Source organism: Stenotrophomonas africana (assembly GCF_013004645.1).
Lineage (GTDB): Bacteria > Pseudomonadota > Gammaproteobacteria > Xanthomonadales > Xanthomonadaceae > Stenotrophomonas > Stenotrophomonas africana.
The window spans coordinates 216913-238570 of sequence record NZ_JABEME010000007.1 but is presented as its reverse complement, the minus strand read 5'-3'; the positions used below and the strand labels follow the sequence as shown (position 1 = coordinate 238570).

19 protein-coding genes are annotated in these 21658 nt (G+C 67.0%); 6 read left to right on the top strand and 13 right to left on the bottom strand.

Going from position 1 to position 21658, the window contains the following annotated elements; translation table 11 throughout:
- Positions 1 to 35 precede the first annotated feature (35 nt).
- Positions 36 to 635, top strand: coding sequence for a GNAT family N-acetyltransferase (locus HLA98_RS14245; protein ID WP_129550511.1), 600 nt, complete (start codon positions 36 to 38; stop codon positions 633 to 635).
- Here the strand turns inward: HLA98_RS14245 and HLA98_RS14240 are convergent.
- Positions 632 to 1411, bottom strand: coding sequence for a CDP-diacylglycerol diphosphatase (locus tag HLA98_RS14240; RefSeq protein ID WP_057501411.1), 780 nt, complete (start codon positions 1409 to 1411; stop codon positions 632 to 634). The genes HLA98_RS14245 and HLA98_RS14240 overlap by 4 nt on opposite strands.
- A gap of 68 nt (positions 1412 to 1479) precedes the next feature.
- Positions 1480 to 2136: a hypothetical protein gene (locus HLA98_RS14235; protein WP_057501412.1), complete on the bottom strand. Its 657-nt coding sequence runs from the start codon at positions 2134 to 2136 to the stop codon at positions 1480 to 1482.
- 170 nt (positions 2137 to 2306) lie between these two features.
- Here HLA98_RS14235 and HLA98_RS14230 point away from each other — a divergent pair, with 170 nt between their 5' ends.
- Positions 2307 to 2603, top strand: coding sequence for an I78 family peptidase inhibitor (locus tag HLA98_RS14230; protein ID WP_049437761.1), 297 nt, complete (start codon positions 2307 to 2309; stop codon positions 2601 to 2603).
- Between the two features lie 94 nt (positions 2604 to 2697).
- Here HLA98_RS14230 and HLA98_RS14225 read toward each other — a convergent pair whose 3' ends face one another.
- The 7 genes from HLA98_RS14225 to HLA98_RS14195 form a co-directional block, all read right to left on the bottom strand.
- The gene (locus HLA98_RS14225; RefSeq protein ID WP_057501413.1) at positions 2698 to 3582 is read right to left on the bottom strand and encodes a hypothetical protein; all 885 of its coding nucleotides are present in this window, start codon (positions 3580 to 3582) and stop codon (positions 2698 to 2700) included.
- Positions 3583 to 3703: 121 nt separating this feature from the next.
- On the bottom strand, positions 3704 to 5404 hold the full coding sequence (dld, locus tag HLA98_RS14220; RefSeq protein ID WP_057501414.1) for a D-lactate dehydrogenase: 1701 nt from the start codon (positions 5402 to 5404) through the stop codon (positions 3704 to 3706).
- On the bottom strand, positions 5401 to 6540 hold the full coding sequence (lldD, locus tag HLA98_RS14215; RefSeq protein WP_057501415.1) for an FMN-dependent L-lactate dehydrogenase LldD: 1140 nt from the start codon (positions 6538 to 6540) through the stop codon (positions 5401 to 5403). Before lldD ends, dld begins: the two co-directional genes overlap by 4 nt.
- Before the next feature lie 4 nt (positions 6541 to 6544).
- Positions 6545 to 7309, bottom strand: a complete 765-nt coding sequence (gene lldR, locus HLA98_RS14210; protein WP_008264563.1) for a transcriptional regulator LldR — start codon at positions 7307 to 7309, stop codon at positions 6545 to 6547.
- A gap of 53 nt (positions 7310 to 7362) precedes the next feature.
- On the bottom strand, positions 7363 to 9021 hold the full coding sequence (gene lldP, locus HLA98_RS14205; RefSeq protein ID WP_057501416.1) for an L-lactate permease: 1659 nt from the start codon (positions 9019 to 9021) through the stop codon (positions 7363 to 7365).
- A gap of 224 nt (positions 9022 to 9245) precedes the next feature.
- Entirely contained in the window at positions 9246 to 9698 is a 453-nt protein-coding gene (locus HLA98_RS14200; protein ID WP_049445899.1) for an MgtC/SapB family protein, read from the bottom strand.
- 128 nt (positions 9699 to 9826) lie between these two features.
- A complete protein-coding gene (locus HLA98_RS14195; protein ID WP_057501417.1) occupies positions 9827 to 10585 on the bottom strand; it encodes an SDR family NAD(P)-dependent oxidoreductase in 759 nt (252 codons plus the stop codon).
- Positions 10586 to 11031: 446 nt separating this feature from the next.
- Between HLA98_RS14195 and HLA98_RS14190 the strand changes: the two genes are divergently transcribed.
- Complete coding sequence (locus tag HLA98_RS14190) at positions 11032 to 11985, top strand: helix-turn-helix transcriptional regulator (protein ID WP_057501418.1); 954 nt, start codon at positions 11032 to 11034, stop codon at positions 11983 to 11985.
- Between the two features lie 120 nt (positions 11986 to 12105).
- Here HLA98_RS14190 and HLA98_RS14185 read toward each other — a convergent pair whose 3' ends face one another.
- From HLA98_RS14185 to HLA98_RS14175, 3 genes are all read right to left on the bottom strand, one after another.
- Positions 12106 to 14016 carry a CocE/NonD family hydrolase gene (locus tag HLA98_RS14185; RefSeq protein WP_057501419.1) on the bottom strand — a complete coding sequence of 637 codons (1911 nt, stop codon included), beginning with the start codon at positions 14014 to 14016 and terminating at the stop codon, positions 12106 to 12108.
- Between the two features lie 221 nt (positions 14017 to 14237).
- The gene (locus tag HLA98_RS14180) at positions 14238 to 14624 is read right to left on the bottom strand and encodes a DUF4440 domain-containing protein (RefSeq protein WP_057501420.1); all 387 of its coding nucleotides are present in this window, start codon (positions 14622 to 14624) and stop codon (positions 14238 to 14240) included.
- Positions 14624 to 15982, bottom strand: coding sequence for an MFS transporter (locus tag HLA98_RS14175; protein ID WP_057501421.1), 1359 nt, complete (start codon positions 15980 to 15982; stop codon positions 14624 to 14626). Before HLA98_RS14175 ends, HLA98_RS14180 begins: the two co-directional genes overlap by 1 nt.
- A gap of 105 nt (positions 15983 to 16087) precedes the next feature.
- Here HLA98_RS14175 and HLA98_RS14170 point away from each other — a divergent pair, with 105 nt between their 5' ends.
- Positions 16088 to 16993, top strand: a complete 906-nt coding sequence (locus tag HLA98_RS14170; protein ID WP_057501422.1) for a LysR family transcriptional regulator — start codon at positions 16088 to 16090, stop codon at positions 16991 to 16993.
- 122 nt (positions 16994 to 17115) lie between these two features.
- Here the strand turns inward: HLA98_RS14170 and HLA98_RS14165 are convergent, their stop codons facing one another.
- A complete protein-coding gene (locus HLA98_RS14165; RefSeq protein ID WP_080392923.1) occupies positions 17116 to 19911 on the bottom strand; it encodes a beta-glucosidase family protein in 2796 nt (931 codons plus the stop codon).
- 336 nt (positions 19912 to 20247) lie between these two features.
- Between HLA98_RS14165 and HLA98_RS14160 the strand changes: the two genes are divergently transcribed.
- Entirely contained in the window at positions 20248 to 20682 is a 435-nt protein-coding gene (locus HLA98_RS14160; RefSeq protein ID WP_021204492.1) for a VOC family protein, read from the top strand.
- Positions 20683 to 20952: 270 nt separating this feature from the next.
- A complete protein-coding gene (locus HLA98_RS14155; RefSeq protein WP_057501423.1) occupies positions 20953 to 21657 on the top strand; it encodes a helix-turn-helix transcriptional regulator in 705 nt (234 codons plus the stop codon).
- Position 21658 lies beyond the last annotated feature (1 nt).

The window sequence follows — 21658 nt, the reverse complement described above, 5'->3', positions numbered from 1 at the left end:
GGTCTGGCGCTGCTGGCACGGCCATCGTTGCTGGGATGACGACCCCGTACCCGCCCCCCGCTCTTCCCCCGCTGCGCCCGGTGCAGCGCCGCCATCTGCTGCAGCTGCAGGCGGCGCCGGTCACCCTGCGTCCATTCCTACGCACCGATCTGCCACGCTGGCGCTTGTTCGATGACCGCCGCCGGCGCGGCCGCCGTCAACCCGGCGACATCGACGAGGAGGCACGCTTTCTCGCCCACATGCATCGCTCACGGCTGGAGCAGGACAACGATCAGCTGCTTCTGGGGGTGTTCGACGACGAACACGGCACGGTGCTGGATCAGCTGCATATCCGCCTGCAGTCGCTGCACGCGCGCAGTGCCGAGTTGCTGTCGCTACAGCACTGGCACCCGCATACCGACGCCGCGCTGCGAGCGCTGTGCCCGTTCCTGTTCGAGGATGTCGGCCTGCATCGCCTGTTCGTGATGCTGCCACCAGACTGCAATGACCCGTTCGCCACTGCGCTGCACGCCTTCGGCTTCGAGCAGGAAGGCCTGCTGCGCGACCATCATCTGGATCTGGATGGCTGGCAGGATCGCCAGCTGCTGGCATTGACCGCGCCGATGTGGCGCGGCCAGCATCGCGCGCTGGACTAGCGCACCCGCTCCAGCGCATTGCCGGCACCGGTCAGCACCGAACACGCGTGGTCCTGCAGTTCTTCAGCGCTGGCCTCGTTGCCGGTTCCGGCGTCCACGCGGGTGGCCAGCAGGATGAAGCCCGGACCGCCCTGCACGGCGTCCCGGCCGGCCACGACCAGGCTCCACTGGCCCACGTCGTCCACGCCAGCGAGGTCATAGGCCAGCAGATTGAGCGGATTGGCGGTCAGTTCCTCGCCCGGCAGCAGGCGGGCCTGGTACTGATGGCCGCGCAGCAGCACCGGCAACGGTGCCCAGCGGCTGCCGACGGCGGCAGCATGCGTGTCCAGCGCCCGCAGCACGTCGGCACGCAGGCAATCCACATGGATATGCAGCTGGTGCTGCGAACGGCCGTGCGGCGAGTTCAATGCCAGGCTGGCGACGTTGCGCGGCAGCGGTTGCCGCAAGGCCTGTTCGGTGTGGCTGCGCGCCTGCCAGGCCGCAGCGAAGTAGTTCGGTGCACCGCGCTGGTACAGGCTGCGGTTCTCGATACCGCTGACCTTGTCCAGCGGCATCAGCAGGAACTGGTAGTCGCCGTGCGCGTCCTTGACCAGCACATCGCGGCGGTCTGCGGCCGTCTCCACGCGCAGGCAGTCGCCGCGTGGCCCTTCGGCGCCCCGGCAGTCACGTTCGATCAATCGCCACAATGCATCGGAATGGGCCGGCGCCGGCGGTGGCGCGCTGGCACAGGCGGACAACAGCAGCAGGGACGGCAGCAGGAAGGGGCGCAGGGACACGGAAACGACTCACGGAGCAGGCACGGCAGACAGCGCCGCGCTGCATTCTAGCCAGTGCAATGCTGCAATCAGTAGGTGCCGAACGGCACTTCAACCACGATCGGGGCGGCACCCTCGCCGGCCTGAAGGCTGTAGCGGTCCAGCGCGCCATCGTCATCGGCGTGCGGCTGGCGCTGGAAATGCAGCGGGTAGCGGGTGTCCCCCAGGCGCACGGCGCTGCCGTCGGCCTCCAGCGCGGCACCTTCCGGAATCAGCAGCCCGCCCAGGTCGCTGTAGGCGCCAGGCACATCGGCGAAGCTGTAGTCGACCAGCTCGTCCACCCGCTGCATCGCATAGACGTGCGGCACATAGGGGCGTGCGGGGCTGCGGCCATTGCTCAGGTCGGTCACCCAGGCCTGCGGCAGGTGGTACTGCTCACGCAGCGCAGCCACGCCCAGCGAGGGACTGGCCACCTGCAGGCAGCACACCGTCCGCTTGCCTTCACGGTCGAGGATGGCGAAACGATCGCCTCGGGTCGCCGCCTGCGGCAGCATGGCAAACGCCAGGTTGCGCTGCGCAGGCTCGTAGCCCGCTTCGGTCTGCAGGTTGCGCCAGGCACCGAATACCGGGGTTTCGACCGGCGCGGGTTCCGGATCGGCAGCGGAGGCGGCAAACGCCACGCCCAGCAACGACAACACCAGCGCCGTCATCGTCCTGTCTTTGCCGCGGAAACTGCCTGCCGTCATACCGTATCCAACACCTGCGCCGGAAAGGCCCGGCCTGCCCGCTGGCGTACTGCCAGCCATTCCTCCCACTATGCAATGACCACGCTGTGCCGGCAATGACCGGGACGCTGACGCCTTTCGCACGCCCGGTGCTATCGTTCCCGCCATCTTTCCTGCGCAGGAGCGCTCGCATGTCTGCATTCCGTCTGTCCCTGTTGCTGCCGGCCTCTGCCCTGCTGCTGTCGGCCTGTGTCAGTACGCCTGGCCCGGAAGTCAAAGGCAGCGGCCGCTGCGACGCCAGCCAGCTGGGCTGGGCGATCGGCCAGCCGGCCAATGAACCCAACATCCGCCGCCTGTCCCGCGAGAGCGGTGCCGGCCTGGTCAACCCGATCGGCCCCAGCACCATCACCACCAAGGACATCCGCCAGGACCGCCTGCGCGTGTTCGTGGACAAGGACAACATCATCACCGCCACCCGCTGCGAGTAAGCGCGGCGACCGCTCTTGTAGAGTCGAGCCATGCTCGACTGGCTTTTCGCGCGGCCCATCCGAAGACCAGTCGAGCATGGCTCGACTCTACATTTCAGGGTTCGGTATAGCCGGCACAGTCCGGCAGCGCCTGGTCGGGATGGAACATTCCCTCCCCGAAGCGGAACAGCCGCGTGTAGGTGCACGCCGGGTCCTGCTCGCTGCGCAGATCCTGCTTCTTCAGCGGGCCCTTGGCCAGCGAATCCTCGAAGCGTGAAGCGCCGGCGGGGAACCGGGTCGCCACGGTCTGGTAGCGCAGCACCGGCATGCCCTCGGCAGCCGTATCCAGCGCCAGCTTCGCCGAGAAGCCGTATTCATCGTGGCAGGCACCCGCGCGCTGTTTCATGTCCTGCTCGCTGAAACAGGCGCGGATCATCGCATTACCCAGCCATGGCACAGTCAGCACGTCGTCGTCCACCTGGATGTCGTCCTGCAGGTGGCGCACGCGTGCCAGCTGCAGCGTGGACACGTCTGCACCGCCACCGGAGTACATGGTGCTGAACGTGACGATGCCGCCCACCAGCACATTCTGGCGGGCGCGCTGCTGCGGATCGGTCACTGGTTCATCGCTGCCCACGCCTGGGGCCAGCCGCACGATCCATGGCCACAGCGACAGCTCGCTTTCCTGCGGCACGTCGATGCTGACGTGGTAGGTGTGCGGCTTGCCCTGGCCCGGCGCCTTCTCAAGCACTTCCAGCACGGTCGGCCGGTCACCCTCCTCGGCGACCGGCTGCACGCGCACGCACCAGTTGCCGTCCCGCGTGCAGTCATAAAGCCCCGACGGCCCAGTCTCACTCGCGATCAGCACCTGCCCCAGCGGCTCCATCACGTTGCCGGCGGCATCGCGCTGCTGCGGCAGGACCGAGCCTTGGGCCAGCACCAGCACCGGGGTAGCCAGCAGTGCAGCGTACAGGGTGGCACGGGCGGTAGCGGTGGGCATGGATGGCTCCTGCGGCTGGGCTTTCGATGGTAACCGTTGCCCGCCATCACCTTTGTAGAGTCAAGCCATGCTCGACTGCTGTTTGTCGGGAAGAACAGCCGAGCATAGGCTCGGCTCTACATCATCCGCAGTCGCAGCTCCCCCAGCCCTTGGCTTTCGACGTCTGGCCGATACCGGGATTGAACGTATTGCTCGGGTCCAGCTGCTTGTAGAACCCGGCCAATGCGGGCTTGGCCGGGTACAGGTGGCCGACGTTGTGCTCGGCCGGATACTCGGCGCCACGCCGGTCCAGCAGCGCCCACATCGCATGCTCGATCGCCATCGGGTCTTCGCCCTTGCGCGCGATGTAGTCCTGGTGGAACACGTGGCACAGGAAGTGCCCGTAGTACAGCTTGTGCAGCAGGCGGCCGTCGATATCGGCCGGCAACTGCTCGAACCAGTCGGCATCATCTCGGCGCAGGGCAATGTCCAGCGCCACGATGTCCTGCACCTGGTCGCGATGCACTTCGCGGTAACGCACCGCGGCACCGGCCACGGCGAAGCGATGCAGGAACGCCTTGCGCCCCTCGTCCGCCGTGCAGTGGAAATAGCCACCTTCGTGGCCAGCGAAGAAGTCGCGCAGCCAGGCCTCGGTTTCTGCTGCGTCCTGCGCGGAGACCTTCAGCAACAGATGATGCTCATAACGCTGGCGGAACTCGCCCATGCGCTTGGGCAGGTGCGAAGGCAGCAGGCCGGTCAGCACCTGCATCACCCGGTCTGTCACCCCGCGCAGGCCCAGCCGTTCGAACCAGCCATCGACCCGGCTCTTCAACGCGAACGCGGCGGGCACGCGGGAAGTGCCAAGGCGGTCGATCAGCAGGAAGCTGTCCTTGCCGTAGCGCTCGCCGATGTCATAGGCATCGCGGTGGATGTACTCGCCGGCAATCGGCAGGCGCTCGAATCCGGTCAGCAGCTGGCGCCGGATCGCAGTGAGGCTGTCGGTGCGGTTGCTGCCGATGTAGAAGACCTCGGCGGCCTCCTTTTCGAAGGTATCCAGGCGCACCGCGAACACCGCCAGCTTGCCGGCCGAACCGGCAGCCTCGTAGTGGCGGCTGGGGTCAGCGTTGAAGCGCGCCGGGGTATCGGCGTCGATCCGGCGCACTTCGTCGGCGTAGCGTGGATCGGAGGCGGCGCGGCCGTCGCCGTCACCCACTTCAGCGGCACTGTAGTCGCCAGCCTGCAGGCGCTGCAGGATCTGCTCGGGTGTATCGCCCAGCGCGATGCCGAGATGGTTGACCAGCTGCAGTTGGCCCTGCGCATCGACCTGCGCGTACAGGGCCAGCTCGGTGTAGGCAGGGCCACGGCGCACCAACGCGCCGCCGGAGTTGTTGCAGATGCCGCCCAGCACCGAGGCGCCGATGCAGGATGAGCCGATCACCGAATGCGGTTCACGGCCCAGCGGGGCCAGCGTCTGCTCCAGGCGGTCCAGCGTGGCGCCCGGCAGGCACAGCACCTGGCGGCCCTCGTTCAACAGCTGGATGCCGGTCAGGCGCAGCGTGCTGACCAGCACGATCGGCCGCCCATAGTCGTTGCCGTCCGGGGTCGAGCCGCCGGTCAGGCCGGTATTGGCCGCCTGCAGGATGATCGCCGCCCCACCCTGCACCGCCGCCTGCAGCACGTGCCACAGTTCCAGCAAGGTGCCCGGGCGCACCACCGCCAGCACCGGACCGTCGCCGAATCGGTAGCCACGCCGGAAGCGGCGCGTGGCCTTGTCGCCAGTCAGTACATGGTGGCTGCCGACCGCGTCGCGCAACTGCATCAGCACGGCATCGTGGCCACTCATGCCAGGCTGACCAGCGAATCGCGGCCGATGTCGGCGATGCGACGCGCGCCGGTCAACGTCATCGCCACGCGCATTTCCTTGGCGATCAGATCCAGCAGGTTGGCCACGCCGGCCTCGCCCTGCGCGGCCAGTGCATAGACGAAGGCACGCCCCAACAGCACGGTATCGGCACCCAGCGCCAGCATGCGCACCACGTCCAGGCCGGTACGGATGCCGGAATCGGCAAGAATCTTCAGGTCGCCCTGTACCGCGTCGGCGATGGCCGGCAGTGCGCGTGCGGTGGACAGCACGCCGTCCAGCTGGCGGCCACCGTGGTTGGAGACCACGATGCCATCGGCACCGAACGTGACCGCATCACGCGCGTCATCCGGGTCGAGGATGCCCTTGATCACCATCGGGCCCTTCCAGAATTCGCGGATCCACTCCAGGTCCTTCCAGGATATGGAGGGATCGAAGTTGCTGCCCAGCCAGCCGATGTAATCCTCCAGCCCGGTCGGGTTGCCACGGTAGGTGGAGATGTTGCCCAGGTCATGCGGACGGCCGAACAGGCCGACGTCCCACGCCCAGTGCGGATGGGTGATGGCCTGGCCGACACGGCGCAGCGAGGCATTCGGGCCGCTCATGCCGGAGTGTGCATCGCGGTAGCGCGCGCCCGGCACCGGCATGTCCACGGTGAACACCAGCGTGGTCACGCCCGCGGCCTGCGCCCGCTCCAGCGCGTTGCGCATGAAGCCACGATCGCGCAGCACATACAGCTGGAACCACATCGGCCGCTGGATGGCCGGTGCCACTTCCTCGATCGGGCACACCGATACGGTGGACAGGGTGAACGGGATGCCGCGGCTGTCGGCCGCGCGCGCCGCCTGTACCTCACCACGCCGGGCATACATGCCGGTCAGGCCGACCGGCGCCAGCGCCACCGGCATCGCCAGCTTCTCGCCGAACAGCTCGGTTTCCAGGCTCAGGTCGGACATGTTGCGCAGGATGCGCTGGCGCAGCGCGATGTCGGACAGGTCGGAAACGTTGCGCTTCAGCGTGTGCTCGGCATACGCGCCGCCATCGATGTAGTGGAACAGGAACGGCGGCAGCCGGCGTTGCGCTGCGGCACGGTAATCGGTGGAGGCGGAGATGATCATGGGGTCAACCGTGTGGGGAAGGTAGACGCGAGGCCCGCGCACGCCGGGCTTCGTTGTCATCGAGGGTGCGCAGCGTGGTGTGCACGAACTCGAGGTGGGCATGCGCGGCGGCGCGCGCGCGTTCGGGGTCGCCGGCCAGCACCGCATCCATCATCTCGCGGTGCTGGTCGGACAATGGCGAGAAGGTCCTCGCCGAGGTGTAGAGCTTTTCGCGGCTCTGCGAGATGTTGGTCTGCAGCAGTTCGAACAGGCCGCGCATCACCTGCAGCAGCACCAGGTTGTGCGAGGCCTCGGCGATGGACAGGTGGAAGGCCGCGTCAGCCTCCGCTTCACCGGTGGGATCGTCCTTGCCGTGCGCGTCCATCATGGTCTGGAAGGCCTGCGCGATGCGCGTGCGGTCCTCGTCGGTGGCACGCAACGCTGCATGCCAGGCAGTGGCACCCTCCAGCGCGTGACGGATCTCCAGCACGTCGAAGCGATACTCCGGGTCGCCCTGGAACAGCGGCAGATACGGCGCCAGCGGTTCATCCAGCGCCTGCCGCGCGCGCGCCGCAGGTTCGGCCACGTAGGTACCGCCACCAACCCGTGCGGTCAGCAGACCCTGGCTGGCCAGCTGCGCGATTGCCTCGCGCAGCGCGGTGCGCGAGACCCCCAGCTGCACCGCCAGGGCGCGCTCGGCCGGCAGCCGGTCGCCGGGCTGCAGCCGCTGTTCCTGCACCAGGCCGCGCAGCTGCGCGGCCACCTTGTCCGAAATACGTTGCGTGCTCATGGCGCCATTGTGGCCCGAAGCGTGTAACAGAGGGTCAGGCCGCGCGGCATGGCTCAGGGAATCATCCAGGTCAGCCAGTAGGCCTGGGCCAGGGTGATCAGGCCGACCATCGTGGTGAAGACCAGGCTGTGCTTGACCGTGAAGCGGAACAGGTCCGATTCCTTGCCGGCCAGGCCGACCGCAGCACAGGCAATGGCGATCGACTGCGGCGAGATCATCTTGCCGGTGACGCCTCCGGTGGTGTTGGCCGCCACCAGCAGCACGTCGGACACGCCGATTTGCTGTGCGGTGGTCGCCTGCAGCGCCGAGAACAGTGCATTGGACGAGGTATCCGAGCCGGTCAGGAACACGCCCAGCCAGCCCAGGAACGGCGAGAAAAACGGGAACGCGTCACCGGTGTGCGCCAATGCCAGCGCCAGCGTTGCCGACAGGCCCGAATAGTTGGCGATGAAGGCAAACGCGAGCACCATGCCGATCGAGTAGATCGGCATGCGCAGCTCACGCACGGTTTCGCCGAAGGTCTGCAGTGCCGACCGCGCTGGCATGCGCAGCGCGATGATCGCGATCACCGCCGCGAGGATGATCGAGGTACCGGTGGCCGAGAACCAGTCGAATTTGTAGACCGCCTCGTAGCTGAGCGGCGCGTCCACGATCGGCGGCATCTTCTGCACCCTCTGGTCGAGGCCGGGCACCGGGAGCTTCAGCACCCAGCTTTCCAGCGGGCCGCCCGCCGCGAACAGCGACTTGAACGGCTTGATGCTCCACAGCGTGACCATCGCGGTGAGGATCAGGAACGGCGACCACGCCTTGGCAATCTGGCCGACGCTGTAGCGCGGCGCCTCCAGTGCCTGTGCGGCGGCCTCGGCGCTGGTTTCGGTATCGAAGCGGAAGATCCGTACCGGCTTCCAGCGGCGCAGGAACAGGGTCAGGCAGACCAGCGACGCCAGCGAAGCGGTGATGTCCGGCAGCTCCGGGCCGATGAAGTTCGAGGTCAGGTACTGCGCGATGGCGAACGAGCCACCGGCCACCAGCACTGCCGGCCAGGTTTCCTTGATGCCACGCCAGCCGTCCATGATCGCCATGATCCAGAACAGCACGATCACGGTCAGGAACGGCAGCTGGCGACCGGCCATCTGGCCGATCTCGAATGCATCCAGGCCGGTGACCTGCCCGGCCACGATGATCGGAATGCCCATCGCACCGAACGCCACTGGCGCGGTGTTGACGATCAAGCACAGGCCGGCGGCATACAGCGGTTTGAAGCCCAACCCGACCAGCAATGCTGCGGTGATCGCCACCGGCGCACCGAAACCGGCCGCGCCCTCCAGGAAGGCACCGAAGGCGAAGCCGACCATCAGCATCTGCAGGCGCTGGTCTTCGGTGACCGACAGGATCGAAGCGCGGATGATGTCGAACTGACCGGTCTTGACCGAGACCTTGTAGAGGAACACCGCGCCGATGATGATCCAGGCGATCGGCCACAGGCCGTAGACGAAGCCGAAGCCGGCCGCACCCAGCGCCTGGGTCAACGGCATGCGGTAGAACAACAGGGCCACGCCAAGCGCGATGGCCACGGTGATCGTGCCGGCCAGCCAGCCCTTCATGCGCAGCACGGCCAGGGCAACGAAGAAGAACGCGATCGGCAGCAACGCGATCAGGCTGGACAACCACAGGTTGCCGGCGGGGTCGTACAGGTGTTGCCAGGGCTGCATGAAGACTCTCGACTGGATGCGGAAGGTGTCCCACCGCAGGCGGTGGATCGCCGTGGCCACCCATTATTGGTACTACCAATAATGGTTTCGATCAGACCACTTGCAGCGGATTTAACCGCCACCCCGACGAAGAGCCTATTAGACCATAGAGCTAGATGGCGTATTGGTACGACCATTAGGGTCGTCACGGTAGTGCCGGCCTCTGGCCGGCAACTCGGGCTTCCCTAAGAAATCCTTTTCTCCAACCGCCGCATCACCGCCAGCACCAGTACGCACAGCACGCTCACCCCGATGGCGATCACGTACTTGCTGATCCCCACCGCAATCCCGATGGCCGCCGCCATGATCAGCGAGCTGGCCGTGGTCAGGCCGCTGACCTGGTCTTCGCGCGAGCCGCGCAGGATGGTGCCGGCAGCAACGAAACCAACGCAGGCCACCACCGCCTCGATCAGGCGCACCGGATCGACCTGCAGCAGGTCGCGGTAGCGCTCCTGCTGGAAATGCTCGGCCACCGAGTCGCCCAGGCCGACGATCAACGCGGCAGCCCCCGCGATCAGCATGTGCGTGCGCAGGCCGGCGGCGTGCTTGCCCATCTCGCGCTCGACGCCGAGCACGCCGCCGAACAACATGGCTGTGGCCACGCGCAGCAGGATCGAGACGTCCTGGGTAAGTTCCATGGGAAAGCTCCGGGATTTTCCCGGAGCGTCGCTCGGCAGCCGTGGCACAACGGTGAAGGTGGCACCACAGCGCGTTCACCTGATAGCGCCAGGCATGCCCGGCGTCACCGTCGCCTGCGATCACCGCATCATTGCGCCAGATAGCCACCATCGATGGCGTAGTACGCGCCGGTCGCGAACGAGGCATCGTCGCTGGCCAGCCAGGCCACCAGCGCCGCCACTTCCTCGGCCGTACCCAGCCGCTTCAAGGCGTGGCGGCCTTCCAGCGTGGCGCGCACCTTCGGGTCCATCTTCTCCAGCAGCGGTGTGCTGATGAAGCCCGGGCCGACCGCGTTGACACGGATGCCGTCGGCGGCATGCTCCCACGCGGCGGTCTGGGTCAGCCCGACCACGCCGTGCTTGGCCGCCGCATAAGCGGTGGAACCGGCATAGCCCACCTGGCCCAGGATCGAGGCCATGTTGATGATGCTGCCGCCGGTTCCAGCAGCGCGCATTGCCTGGATCTGCGCACGCTGACACAGGAACACGCTGGTGAGGTTGACGTCGATCACGCGCTGCCAGCCATCGATCGGATAGTCACCGCTGCTGGCGGCTGGCCCACCGATACCGGCGTTGTTGACCGCCACATGCAGGCCGTCGAGCTCCTTGATCGTGCGCTGCACCGCTGCCTCCACCGCAGCGTCGTCGGTGACGTCCAGCGCGATGCCGATGGCCTGCGCACCGGCATCGCGCAACTGCGCCACGGTCGCATCGACCGCATCCTGCTTCAGATCCCAGACCGAGATCCGCGCGCCGGACGCGGCCAGCGTCTGCGCCACGGCCAGGCCGATTCCAGATACGCCGCCGGTCACGATCGCGGTCTTGCCGGTGAGCTGGTAGTCAATCATCTGCGTTCTCCATCAGTGGGGGTATCGAAGTGGCCTGCAACAGCCAACTGCCCCACCCTACGCGCGCGCCCGTGATGACCTGGCTGACATCGCGCCTACGGATGATCGTTCCAGCCATGAAACCTCAACTCAAGTTGATGTATGGAATTGCGTACGGATATGCATGCAAAACGCCGGCGTATGTTCGGCGGCATTTTCACTTTGGCCGTAATCGTCAATCGTTTTGACCCTATTTAAATCAAAAGCGCGCGAATCGAGGCGACAATGGGAAACGTTTCCAGTTTCTGCGACACATTCCATTCAATCTGGTGTTCCCCCACCATCCGGAGTGCCCACGCCACTGCCTTCCAGCACGTCTGCACGGGTAATGACCGGATCTGCATCTGCGTTGCAGAGCGCGTGGGCGAGGTAATGCCAGCGTCCACCTCCAAAGCACGTGCCGAGCGATGTCCCGATATTTCACTTTTGCCGATTACCGCCGCTTCGGCCACCGTCATGGCTTCGATTACCGCGCCGACCCGGAACACCTGCGCGACGACCAGTGGGCCGGCCACGGCGAGGTCAACGAGCAGTTCCTGCGCGGCGGCATGAGCCTGATCGCCTCCGACGTCCATAATCGCTTTCCATATGTCGCCACGGCCCAGCAGAGTCCCGGCCTGGCCATCCGCGTGATGCTGCTGGGCGAGGTCGATGTGCGCGTTCCGCGACGCGCTGGTTTCACCCTTCGCGCTGGCACGGCGATGACCGCACACCACCGCGAGGAGGTCGAGATGACTGGTACGCATCCCGGCGAAACGCGCATGCGCGGCGTCAGCGTCATGGTGCCCGGCCAGATCGATCCGGACCTGTTCCATCTGCCGCAGCTGGAGACCGCGCTCAACAGCCACCTGGAATGCCGCCATTGGGCCATTCCGCATACGCTGCTGCCGGTACTGGGCCAGCTGTTCGACAGCCCATGGGAGGACGGCATCGACGCGTTGTGGCGCGAAGGCGTCGCACTGCAGCTGCTGGCCGTTGGCCTGAAGGCCGAGGATCTGCAGACCGACCCTGTACGAACGCTGCGGGCTGGCCAGCGCGAGCGCCTGGAGCGCGTGCGTGCCTACCTGCATGATGACCCCAGCCATGCCCACAGCCTGGTCGAACTGGCCCAGCTGGCCTGCATGAGCCCCAGCTCGCTGCGCCGCCATTTTGCCCAGCAGTACGGCTGCTCCGTGTTCGATTACCTGCACGAACAACGCATGCGCCACGCCGAACAGGGCCTGCGCGAAGACGGCTGGACGGTTGAGCAGGCCGCTGCCGCAAGCGGTTACCGCCATCCCAGCAACTTCGCGGCTGCATTCCGCAAGCGTTTCGGCCTGGTGCCCAGCCGCTGGCGCACGGGCCCCTCGAAGGTGGGCTGAAGGCTGGTGTTCTGGTAGGTGTCGACCTTGGTCGACACGCTCCTGCCCCATCGCGGATGCCGGCCAGCGGCCGGCACTACCACGTGCTGCCGGGCTATGCCCGGCGTCGTCCTCTCCGCCTCAGTACACCGGCAGATCGATGTAACTGGCCTGCGCCGCGCTATGCCAGACCCGCTGCGTGGCCTTCTGGTAATCGCCTGGCTTGGCCAGGTAGACGTTAGGCACGTAGGTCTGCGGGTTGCGGTCGTACAACGGGAACAGGCTGGACTGCACCTGCACCATCACCCGATGCCCCTTCTGGAACGTGTGGTTGGCGTTGGGCAGGTCGAAGCGATACGGCAGCACCTGGTTGGCCGCCAGCGGCTTCGGATCGCTGAAGCTCTCGCGGTAGCGGCCGCGGAAGATCGCCAATGACACCGGCAGCTCATAGCCCCCCATCTCCGGCGTCGACGCTTCCTGGTCCGGATACACGTCGATCAGCTTCACCACCCAGTCGCTGTCGGTGCCACTGGTCGAGGCCTGCAGATGCACCACCGGCGCGCCGCCGATGCGCAGCGGCGCGGTCAGCGGCTCAGTGATGAAGGTCAATACGTCCGGGCGACCATCGACAAAGCGCTGGTCCTTGACCAGCCAGGTGGTCCACATGTCGCGGTCACCGAAGCGGACCGGACGCGGCACGAACGGCACCGGCTTGGCCGGGTCGGACACGTACTCCTCGAAGTCGCCCTCGCCCGCCGCCGGCGCCTGGAATGCCAGCTTGCCGCCAGCCCGCAGGTACAGCGGCTTGCTGCTGGCGGCACAGCCCTTGTCGCAGCTGCGCGGCCAACCCTTCAGGCGATCCCAGTGGTTCTCGCCGGTGTTGTAGATCAGCACCGGCGGCGTGTCGGCCTTCGGCGCACCGTCCACCAGGTACTGGTCGAAGAACGGCTTGAGTACATCACGGCGGAACTGCAGCGCGGTATCGCCGTCGAACTTCAGCGCGCCCAGCTCGCTGCCGCTGTAGTTCACCTGGCTGTGCCGCCACGGGCCCATCACCAGGTAATTGCGGTTGTTGCCACTGTCGCGCCCTTCCATGGCCTGGTAGGCGTGGTTGGCACCCCACATGTCCTCCTGGTCCCACAGGCCCTGCAGCCACATGGTCGGGACCTTCAACGGTGTTTTCGCCATCACCGCGTCCAACGCCTGGCCCTGCCAGAAGCCGTCATAGGCCGGGTGCTCGACCAGCTTCTTCCACCAGGTCAGCTGGTCCACGCCGGTGAGGCGCGCGTAGTCGCCAGCCGAACCGATCCGCAGGAACGTGCTGTAGTCGTCGTAGCCGAGGCTGGGCAGCGGCGTACCCTTGCCGCGCTTCTCGGTCTGCATCGCGAAGTAGTTGAAATTGACCTGCCGGAACGCACCGTAGTTGAGCCAGTCGTCACCCATCCAGCCGTCGACCATCGGGCTCTGCGGTGCCGCCACCTTCAGCGCCGGATGCGGGTCGGTCAGCGCCATCACCACGGTGAAACCCTCGTACGACGAGCCGAGCATGCCGACCTTGCCATTGCTCTCCGGCACGTTCTTCACCAGCCAGTCGATGGTGTCCCAGGCGTCGGTGGAGTGGTCGACTTTGGTGTTGTTCAATGGCCCGCGCAACGGCCGGGTCATCACGTAATCGCCTTCGGAGCCGTACTTGCCACGGATGTCCTGGAACACGCGGATGTAACCGCCGTCGACGAACACCTCGTCGCCCTGCGGCAGCAGGTCGCGCATGCGCGGCGAATCACTGCGGCTTGCGCGGCCAGCGGCATCGTAAGGCGTGCGGGTCAGCAGGATCGGCGCGTTGCGGGCACCCTTGGGCACCACGATCACGGTATACAGCTTGGTGCCATCACGCATCGGCACCATCACCACGCGCTTGTCGTAGTCACGACCGACATCGGGGGCAACGAAGGGCTTGCCGCTGATGTCCGGGGTCATCGGTGGGGTATCGGCGGCCAGCACGGTGCTGGACAGGCAAAGGGCAATGGCTACAGCGACGGCACGCACATGCATGGACAACCCCTCCCGGCAGGAAAGCCTCAAGCCTACTCCTGCCCCGAGCCGTGAAGTGTGGGCGGGCTTTGCATTCTGGGGCGGATGCAGGCAGGACTGATGGCACATGTGCCCCCGGTGCCGCTGCGCTCACCGAAGACCAGTAGTGCCGGCCGTTGGCCGGCAACTTCATGATCCCGGGGTGCGTTACGCGGTTGCCGGCCAGCGGCCGGCACTACCGGTCAGGCCACCGGCACTTCATGCAGCGCCAACCAGCGCCAGCGACCCTGCTCCTGCCGCAGCACGGCCAACGATTCGCGCCATGTGAGCTGGCCGCTATCGAGCGAATGCCCTTCGCGATAGCGCAGCACCGCCAGCGGTGATGGCGCTTCCACCGCCTGCACGGCGTCGATGGAAATCTGCAGTCCTGGACGCGCGCCATGACCGCCCGCGAACAGTGCCTGCACAGCCTTCCGGTCCAGCCTGCGACCCGAGATGCCGACCATGCTGAAGTCTGCACAGAAGTGCGCCATCAGATCCTCCAGCGCATCGGCGCCGACATCGGCACGGAACCAGGCCTGCAGCTTGTCGTGCAGGTGGTGGACTTCATGTTCTGCGGTGATATCCATCAGGCATTCTCGGGTTGCGAAAGGGAAACAGAGTGCGAGTGGCGCAACAGCGCCATCGGCAACAGGGTTAGTGCGGCGGCCAGCCCCAGCGCCACGCTGGTGGCGCGTGCTGGCAGCCACTGCATGGCCAGCGCCAGCAACAGCGCAATGGCGGCAGTACCAAGGCAGAAACTGAGCTGACGGTTGAGGTTCCAAAGGGCACTGGCATCGCCCAGCGCTTCACCCTCCACGCCGTGGAAAGCCAGCGTCTGCGCGGTACTGCTGCACAGGCTGCCACCGGCGCCCATCAGCGCGAACAACAGCGCGGCCAAGGCGAAGGCCGGCTGCGGCAACAGCGCCATCAACAGCAGGCCGCTGGCCTGCAGCAGCATGCCGGCACGCAGTACCGTGGCCGGGCCGAAGCGAGCCAGCAGGCGCTTGCTGGCGGTGATCGCAATGGCCGAGGCCAGCGCCCAGGGCAGCATCAACGCGCCGATGCGTGCCGCGCTGTAGCCGGCCTGGTGCAGCTGCAGGGTACTGACCAGCTGGCTGCCGATGAATACACCGGGTACGGCCAGATAGATCAGCATCGCCAGTCGCAGCCCGCGATGGGACAACAGCGACCAGCGCAGCAGTGGCTGCGCCTGCTGCCGTGCATGTCGCAGGTGGGACGCCGCCAACAGCATTGCGATCAACAGCAGTACGGCACCGGCGGCCCGATGACCGGGTTCACCCAGCCAGGTCAACGCCAGCAGCAGCGCGCCCAGCGCCAGCATCGCGGTGGACAGCGCATAGGCCTGCAGGCGCGGCGCACTGCGCGCGCCATCGGTCGGCATCCAGGCCAGCACCAACCCGATCGCCACCACCGCCACGGGCAGGCTGGCCCAGAGCACGCCGCGCCAGGACAACCACTGCACCAGCAGCCCGCCCAGCGCGGGCGCCAGTGCCGGCACCAGCAGCGCCACCAGCAGGATGCGCCGGGTCAACGCGCCACGCTGCTCGGGCGTGCACTGGCGGTAGGCCGCGGCCTGGGCCACTGGAATCAGCAGGCCGCCGGCCAGCCCCTGCAGCAGGCGCCAGCCCAGCAGCCAGCCGATCCCCGGTGCGGCGCCGGCCAGCGCAGCGGCAACCGCGAACAACAGCAACGCCACCAGCAGCAGGCGACGCTCGCCGCAGCGCGCAGCCAGCCAGGGCGCCAGCGGAATCACCACGCTCAAGCCCAGCATGTAGGCGGTGCCGACCCAGGCCAGGGTACCGACATCAGCGTGCAGTTCCGCTGCCAGTGCCGGATAGGCCACCGTGGCGATGAACATGTTGACCAGATCCAGTGCGAACACCAGCAGGAAGATCGCCTCATGGCGCAGGCGGGGGGACGGCATCGGCGGCGCTCCAGCGGAGAAGTCGCCAGCATGCCGTGCGGGTCTTGTTGGAAAAACACGACGACAGCTGCAACACTGTCAAATCTGTTTTGACAATGGATCGCCATGGTCAGCCTCGACCGCTTCGATATCTTCCGCGCCGTGGTCGAGGCCGGCAGCCTGACCGCCGCCGCCGATCGCCTCGGTCTCAGTCGCGCGGTGGTCAGCTTCAACCTGAAGCGGCTGGAACAGGAGCTGGGCGTGACCCTGCTGCTGCGCAGTACCCGCCATCTGGCGCTGACCGAGGCCGGTGAACAGTTCCTGCAGCACTGCGTGCAGGCACTGGATGCCGCACAGGCAGCCATCGATGCCGCGCGGCGCGACCAGCATCAGCTGCAGGGCGTACTGCGCCTGACCACTACTCCGGAATACGCGCAGCTGCGCCTGATCGCAGCGCTGGAGGCCTTCCGTGCGCGGCACCCGACGCTGCAGCTGCACCTGTCGACCTCACCGGCACCGGCCGACCTGATTCCCGAACGTTTCGACCTGGCCATCCGCCTGGGCCGCCTGCCGGATTCAGGCCTGCATGCCAGCGAACTGGAACGGCATCCGCTGTGCGCGGTGGCCGCGCCCTCGTTGCTGGCCCGGCTGCCCTCCGCGGATGCAGCCGATGACCCAGTGCAGCTGGGCGCCCTGCCCCGCCTCGGCTACCCGCGCCTGGCCGATGTACCGGTGGTGGCGCCGGATGGCAGCGACGCATTGTTCGCCACCAACCCGGGCAATGCGGTGGTGCGCGTAGATGGTGCCAGCAGCCTGCGTGCCTTCGCCGTGGCCGGCGCCGGGGTCACCGTGCTGCCACGCTGGCTGATCGAGGACGATCTGGCCCAGGGTCGGCTGCGACCGGTACTGCGCCAGCACCGCTTCCCGCAGCAGAGCGTGTACGCGGTTTACCCGCACAGCGCGCAGCCCTCACCGAAGGTACGGCAGCTGATCGATTTCCTGCGCGACCGGTTTGTCAGCCCGCCGGTGTAGAGCCGAGCCCATGCTCGGCTGCTCGTCGGCTCAGCCTTCACTGTTCATCAGCCGAGCGTTGGCTCGGCTCTACAGAAGCAGCACAAACAGACACGTCCCTGTGCGGGCCGTGTCTTCAGGCATCAGCGCAGCACCTGCTCCACCAGCTGCACGTCCACCGTCTGCAGCGGCTCGGCCGCATTGCGCGACAGCTGCACCTGGTAGGTGCCACTGTCGATCTTCCACTGGCGCGCCTGTGCATCGTAGTGGGCCAGGGTCTTCGGCTCGGCTTCGATGCGGATGCGGCGCTGTTCGCCCGGCTGCAGGTTCACCTTGCCATAGCCGATCAGGCGGATCGGCGTGGTGCTGCCGGCGGGCAGCTTCAGGTACAGCTGGGCCACATCGGCACCGGCGCGCTTGCCGGTGTTGCGGATGTCGACGCTGGCAACCAGGCGCGATCCTTCCATGCTCACCTTGAGGTTGTCATAGGCGAACGAGGTGTAGGACAGGCCATGACCGAACGCGAAGGTGGGCGTCAGGCCCTTGGCCGCCATCCACTTGTAGCCGACGTTGGCGCCCTCGATATCGAAATCGAACACATCACCGAACGGCTTGGCCGGCTTGAAACCGAGGCCGTCGATGTGCGGGCGCGGCAGCTGCGATTCGTCCGTCACCCAGGTCACCGGCAGGCGGCCCGACGGATTGACCTGGCCGGTCAGCAGCGCGGCAATGCCTTCGCCACCGCGGATGCCCGGATACCAGGCCTGCAGCATCGCCGGCACCTGCGCCAGCCACGGCGTGCGCACCGGGCCATTGGTTTCCAGCACCAGCACGGTCTTCGGGTTGGCCTTGGCCACCGCCGAGATCAGCGCGTCCTGGTTGTCAGGCAGCTGCATGTCCGGCAGGTCCACCGATTCGGCGGCCCACTGGGTAGCGAACACGATGGCCACGTCGGCCTGCGCGGCGGCCTTGGCCGCAGCGGCGGCATTGGTGCCATCCACATACGCAATGGTCGCGTCCGGGCGCGCCGCACGCAGCGATTCCAGCGGCGAGGACGGGTGGAAGATCACCGGGCCCGGCCAGGTGGTCGGCATCACGCCCGGCACCGCATTGGTGCCCTTGGCGGTCACCCCCACCATCGACGAACCACCACCACCGATCACGCCCTTGTCGGCATGGCCGCCGATGATGACGATGCGCTTCACGCTGTCGGCCAGCGGCAGCAGGTTGCCTTCATTGCGCAACAGCACGCTGCCCTCTTCCACCGTCCGCTGGGCAACAGCGAAGCCGGCCTCGGCATCGACCTTCTGGTGCTGCGGCGGGTTGTCGAAATTGCCGTGCAGGAACATCGTGCGCAGGATGCGCGCCACCATGTCGTTCAGGCGCGCCTGCGGCACCACACCGCCGTGCACGGCCAGACGCAGCGGCTCATCGAAGAACACCGCCGCATCGAACACTTCACCGGCCGACTGCTGGTCCAGGCCGGCCAGCGCCGCCTTCGAACCGCTGTGCACGCCGCCCCAGTCGGACATCACGAAACCGGGGAACTTCCATTCCTGCTTCAGCACCTGGTTCATCAGGTAGCCGTTTTCGCAGCCATAGGTGCCGTTGATCTTGTTGTACGAGCACATCGCCACGCCCGGGCGGCCGGCTTCCAGCGCGATTTCGAACGCCAGCAGGTCCGACTCGTGCATGGCCTGTTCGCCGATGCGCACGTCGTGGAAGTTGCGGCGGGTCTCCATGTCGTTCAGCGCGAAGTGCTTCATCGAGGAGATCACGTGCTGGCTCTGCACGCCCTGGATCAGCGCGCCGACCATCGAACCGGCCAGCAGCGGGTCTTCACCGGCGTATTCGAAATTGCGGCCGTTGCGCGGGTCGCGCTGCAGGTTGACGCTGCCTGACAGCAGGATGTTGAAGCGCTGCTGCCATGCCTCGCGGCCCATTGTGGCGCCACCGGCGAAGGCCACTTCGCGGTTCCAGCTGGAGGCGGTGGACGGGCCGGACGGCATGGCGGTGGCGAAGTCACCCGGACGGATACCACCGGGATTGGTCACGCCGACGCCGGCATCGGCCGACTGCTGCGACGGGATGCCCAGGCGCGGCACTGCCGGCACGAAGCCGGCCGAACCGACCGCACCTTCCGGCAACGGGCCACCGTCCTTGCCCAGCCCGAAGTAGCTGTGCAGCATCTGGAACTTCTCATCCTCGGTCATCGCCTTCAGCAGCAGCGCAGCGCGCGCGTCGGCATTGAGGGTGGTGTCCATCCAGGGCTTTTCGCTGTGCTTGTCGGCGGCATAGGCCAGGGTCAGCAGGGTGGCGTGCAGGGTGCTGCCTTCCACCTTGAACGGTGCACTGCTGGCGGCCTGGAAGCCATCGCTGAAATAGCTTGCGTCGGCTTCCAGCGCCACGCGCGCCGGATCGAAGCCTGCGGCCTTGGCCGATTCACCGGCCACCGCGCCGAGCAGCACCGCCGGTGCACCCAGCCGCGAACGGGTGACCAGTGCCGGCAACTGCGCGGCGCCTGCACCGGCATCGGTATAGACCGCCACCGTGTGGCGCCCATCATCCAGGCGCAGGTAGTTCAGGCCCGGCTGGTCGGGGCCGGATTCAGCGGCGATCGGCAGCCGGGTCAGCACGGCCTGGCCGCGCTGGGTCTGGCCATCGTCCTTGCCGGCAGCAATGAAGCGGTACTCGTAGCCCAGGCCATCGGCCAGCACCTGCAGCGGATCGACCTGACCGATGCCGCGCTGCACCTGGCGCACGCTCACCGCGTCCACGTTCAGGCTCTTCAGCTGGGCCGCCAGGGCCGGCATCGCCTCGGCGTTGGGCGCCTGTTCCAGGGTCAGCACAGTGAACGCGGCGGGGTCGGCCCAGGCCGGAGCGGCCAGTGCGGCAGACAGGGCCAGGGACAGTGCAAGCGGCTTTGTAAACGTTTTCATCGGCAGGCGTAATTCCGTTGCCAAGGCAATCGGTCCAGGGAAGTGCCGCCGAAGGGTGCAGCGTTCATGCCGCGCAGGGGTTGCCAGGCAACGTCCCGCAGGCCGAAGGACGGGCCGGTCTGCGCCTGGGACCCTCCTCCCGGCGTGACAACCTGCCTGTCCGGGCCGCGCAGGGCGACCCAATCCTGTGAAGATTGTGCGAGGGCGTTCACACCTGTCAACAGGACCTAAGTCACAGGGGCAACCCGGCCAGCAGTTATCAGGCCATCACCGGCGGTCATCAGCAGGCCGCGTGGGGCTGCCGATAATGGAGGTCCCTGGCCACGAACCGAGCCCATGACCGTCCACCGCGACTTCGACCATCTCTGGCGCGACCGCTGCGATACATCCAGCCAGCGCGCGCCGCGCGTGCTGATCCGGGTGTTCGTGGCACCCGGTGAGCTGGAGCGCAGTGTGGCCTTCTACGAGCAGCTGCAGGGCGTGGTGGCCGATGCGGGGTTCCCGTTTCCGGAGGCCGGGCTACGTCTGGCGATGGTCGGTGCGTTCCTGTTGATCGAGGGCAGCGAGGCGGCACTGGCGCCGTTCACTTCGACCACGGGGACACTGCTGGTCGATGACGTTCGGCCCTATCACGACAAACTGGTCGCGGCCGGCGCCGAGATCATCTTCCCGTTGCAGGTGGTACCGACCGGGGCGGCGTTCAATGCGGTACATCCCGATGGCACGGTGGTCGAGTACGTGCATCACCGGCCCGACCCGCACGGGCGGTGAGGGTACGGCCGGGCTGTGCCCGGCACCCACAGAGGCAACGGCCAAAGCAACAGCGGGGCTCCTGTGGGTAGGCGGAGGGGGCCGTTGGCGGGGACGCCGTGAATCCGTCCCTGGAGGCTCGGTCGCGCCATCCATGGCGCTCACGCGCCCGCCGACGCCCCCCCCCCCGCCTTCGACAGTTTCTCGCAACCTGCAGTAGATCCACGCCATGCGTGGATGCTCTTCGTTTCGTTGTCGAAATATTCGATTTCGATGGCGATTCATCCACGCATGGCGTGGATCTACAATCCCCCCATGTCCTCCCTCGCCCTGCCCTGGAATGGCACGTTGCTGCTGGATGCGCACGCCGCCGTACTTCACGGTCATGCCGGTGACAGCGCCGCGCACGCGCACTACGCTCATCAACTGCTGCTCAGCGACGGCGCACCCTGGCAGGTCGAAGTCGATGGCGTACGGCAGCAGGGCCAACGACTGTGGTTGCCCTCCTTCCAGACGCACGCGATCCTGTCGGCGCCGGAAGCAGGCTGCACGGTGTTCCTCGAACCCGCGCATGCCAATCCCGAACAGATCCAGCAGCACCTGCACTCGCTGCCCGGCACTGCGATGGAACTGCACGACTGGCTTCCACGACTGAGCCGCCCGCAACCGCTGGACCGCCGCGTGCAGGCGGCGTTGGCCCGTATCGCCCAGCACTTGCCTGGCCCGGTGCCGGCTGCCGACATTGCCGCAGCCGCGCATCTGTCGACCAGCCAGCTGCACCGGCGTTTCCAGTCCGAGCTGGCGGTCACCCTGCGCGGCTGGGTGCTGTGGCAGCGGCTGCGCAACGCGCTCATGCATCATCTGCGCGGGCACAACCTGACCGACAGTGCGCATGCCGCTGGATTCGCCGATCTGGCCCATCTGTCACGCAGCCTGCGCCGCATGTTCGGCATCGGTGCCGCGCAGCTGCAGGGCCTGCAGCTGCACGCGGCCTGAC

Bases quoted from the DNA above. Each gene is read 5' to 3' on its own strand.
- HLA98_RS14225 (WP_057501413.1), bottom strand. From the start codon at position 3,582: ATGCCCACCGCTACCGCCCGTGCCACCCTGTACGCTGCACTGCTGGCT.
- lldD (WP_057501415.1), bottom strand. From the start codon at position 6,540: ATGATCATCTCCGCCTCCACCGATTACCGTGCCGCAGCGCAACGCCGG.
- lldR (WP_008264563.1), bottom strand. From the start codon at position 7,309: ATGAGCACGCAACGTATTTCGGACAAGGTGGCCGCGCAGCTGCGCGGC.
- HLA98_RS14165 (WP_080392923.1), bottom strand. From the start codon at position 19,911: ATGAAAACGTTTACAAAGCCGCTTGCACTGTCCCTGGCCCTGTCTGCC.
- HLA98_RS14180 (WP_057501420.1), bottom strand. From the start codon at position 14,624: ATGGATATCACCGCAGAACATGAAGTCCACCACCTGCACGACAAGCTG.
- HLA98_RS14160 (WP_021204492.1), top strand. From the start codon at position 20,248: ATGACCGTCCACCGCGACTTCGACCATCTCTGGCGCGACCGCTGCGAT.
- HLA98_RS14175 (WP_057501421.1), bottom strand. From the start codon at position 15,982: ATGCCGTCCCCCCGCCTGCGCCATGAGGCGATCTTCCTGCTGGTGTTC.
- HLA98_RS14190 (WP_057501418.1), top strand. From the start codon at position 11,032: ATGTCCCGATATTTCACTTTTGCCGATTACCGCCGCTTCGGCCACCGT.
- HLA98_RS14200 (WP_049445899.1), bottom strand. From the start codon at position 9,698: ATGGAACTTACCCAGGACGTCTCGATCCTGCTGCGCGTGGCCACAGCC.
- lldP (WP_057501416.1), bottom strand. From the start codon at position 9,021: ATGCAGCCCTGGCAACACCTGTACGACCCCGCCGGCAACCTGTGGTTG.
- dld (WP_057501414.1), bottom strand. From the start codon at position 5,404: ATGAGTGGCCACGATGCCGTGCTGATGCAGTTGCGCGACGCGGTCGGC.
- HLA98_RS14230 (WP_049437761.1), top strand. From the start codon at position 2,307: ATGTCTGCATTCCGTCTGTCCCTGTTGCTGCCGGCCTCTGCCCTGCTG.
- HLA98_RS14245 (WP_129550511.1), top strand. From the start codon at position 36: ATGACGACCCCGTACCCGCCCCCCGCTCTTCCCCCGCTGCGCCCGGTG.
- HLA98_RS14185 (WP_057501419.1), bottom strand. From the start codon at position 14,016: ATGCATGTGCGTGCCGTCGCTGTAGCCATTGCCCTTTGCCTGTCCAGC.
- HLA98_RS14195 (WP_057501417.1), bottom strand. From the start codon at position 10,585: ATGATTGACTACCAGCTCACCGGCAAGACCGCGATCGTGACCGGCGGC.
- HLA98_RS14170 (WP_057501422.1), top strand. From the start codon at position 16,088: ATGGTCAGCCTCGACCGCTTCGATATCTTCCGCGCCGTGGTCGAGGCC.
- HLA98_RS14235 (WP_057501412.1), bottom strand. From the start codon at position 2,136: ATGACGGCAGGCAGTTTCCGCGGCAAAGACAGGACGATGACGGCGCTG.
- HLA98_RS14155 (WP_057501423.1), top strand. From the start codon at position 20,953: ATGGCGTGGATCTACAATCCCCCCATGTCCTCCCTCGCCCTGCCCTGG.